Annotated in this window: 1 protein-coding gene; it reads left to right on the forward strand. The window is 61.8% G+C overall.

Annotated features, from left to right (window positions below):
- Positions 1-571: 571 nt before the first annotated feature.
- The gene (locus HMPREF2890_RS02855; RefSeq protein ID WP_070465038.1) at positions 572-2,038 is read left to right on the forward strand and encodes an ATP-dependent DNA helicase; all 1,467 of its coding nucleotides are present in this window, start codon (positions 572-574) and stop codon (positions 2,036-2,038) included.
- Positions 2,039-2,066 lie beyond the last annotated feature (28 nt).

The raw sequence follows: 2,066 nt of genomic DNA on the forward strand, positions 1-2,066 counted from the left end.
CATTACGAGCGACACCCTGGCGGGGTCGTGGGGATAAAGGTGGGCTATGCTTTCCCGGGGTCTTCGTCGGGGCTTGCGCCCCTCCTCGACACCCGGGCTAAGCAAAACGCACCCCTCCGGGGTGCCTCCCCGCCGGGCGCACCATATCGTCGAACGAGTCGGACAAGTCGGACGGCGCAGAGGACACCTGCTCTCACCTGGAAATCCATCTATCTCGGCCGATCCCGGTGGGGCGGGGATGCACCCCTGTCGGGATCCTTCACCTCCCGGAAATGATGCCGGTCAATTCTTTTACCGATATTAGAGATCACTAATACCGATATTAGAGTTCACTAATACCGATATTAGGAGAATGTCGCACGAAGTGCCATTCTCGCACATTTGTTTCAAATGTGCTGAGACTTTGCACGAAGGATGAGATGCAAGGCGCTGAGGATGAGGTCGAAGGGAGCGTACTCACGTACGTGACCGAGACCGAATTCCGAAAGCAACGCAGCAGATCGCCTTCGTGCAACAGTCTCGTTAGAGCGGAGCGTGTGGCGGGACGCTCCCATAGCGGTATATTTGCGGTATGAGAGAGCGATCAGCAATACTTGACTTCTTCCCCTTCACTCCGACGCCGTCACAGGCGCGGGTGATCGATAAGCTGGACCACTTCCTCCGCCATGGGGAGGAGGACTCACTCTTCCTCCTCCGCGGCTATGCGGGGACGGGGAAGAGCAGCCTCGTCGGTGCCTGGACCCGGATGCTGGTCTCCATGGGCGTGCCGGTGAGGCTCCTGGCACCGACGGGCCGGGCAGCGAAGGTGCTGGGCGCTTACTGTGGCATGCCGGCCTACACGATCCATCGGACGATCTACCGTCAGCGGATCGGGGCGGGGGGCGCTTTCACATACGACCTCGGCTACAACGCCGGGCAGCAGGGGACCGTCTTTGTGGTCGATGAGGCATCGATGATCAGCAATCAGAGCGAGGGGAATGACTCCTTTGGCAGCGGTCGGCTGCTGGATGACCTGATGGACTTCTGCCACTCGGTGCCGTACAGCAGGATCGTGCTCATCGGTGACGATGCACAGCTGCCCCCGGTCGGCACGCCGCAGAGTCCCGCCCTCTCGCCGGACGACCTGAGGGGCTACTGCTCCTACCTCTACGAGGAGACGCTGACCGACATTGTGCGGCAGGAGAGTGCCGGCGAGATCGTCCTGACGAGCTACGACCTGAGGCAGCGGATCGCTGACCTGCAGCAGGGGCAGCCGTGGGCCGAACCGCTTCTGGCGACCCCGCGCAGGGGCGGAGAGGTGCGGATCATCTCGGGGTACGACCTGCCGGAGCTGATGGAGGAGTCCTACCGCCGAGCGGGGCAGGAGGAGACGATGCTGATCACGCGGTCCAATCGCGAGGCGGAGGCCTACAATCAAGGCATCCGCCACCAGACCCTCGGCTACGAGGAGGAGGTGGTGCCGGGGGAGCGGCTGATGGTGGTGCGGAATAATTACTTCTACCAGCCGGTGGATGGTGAGGGGAAGCAGACCGGGGGCTTCATCGCCAACGGCGAGATCTTAGAGGTGCGGGACGCGCGTCGCACGGCAGAGCTGTATGGCTTTACCTTCAGGGACGCAGAGCTGGTGGATGGCGAGGGGGGATTCATCTCAGCGAAGATCCTCTTGGAGAGTCTCTACAGCGGCACCGCAGCCCTCACGGGCGAGCAGAGGCAGCTACTCTTTGACAACGTCGCCCTCGACTACCCCGGGGTGCAATCGCGCAGGCAGCTCTATGCGGAGATGCGGAAAAATCCCTACCTCAATGCGCTGCAGATCAAGTATGCCTATGCCATGACCTGCAATAAGGCTCAGGGCGGCCAGTGGCGCGAGGTCTTTGTGAGCTTCGGGTACCTGACGCCGGAGATGATCGACCTGTCGTTCCTCCGGTGGTTTTACACCGCGGTGACGCGCGCCACGGAGCGGCTCTACCTGATCGACCCGCCCGCCTTCATCTTTGGGCAGACCGAGGAGGAGGCGATCCAGCTGAGGGACCTTTAGAGACCTTTGCATAATACCCCATCTGCGG

Origin of the sequence: Porphyromonas sp. HMSC065F10 (assembly GCF_001808555.1) — a bacterium.
Lineage (GTDB): Bacteria > Bacteroidota > Bacteroidia > Bacteroidales > Porphyromonadaceae > Porphyromonas_A.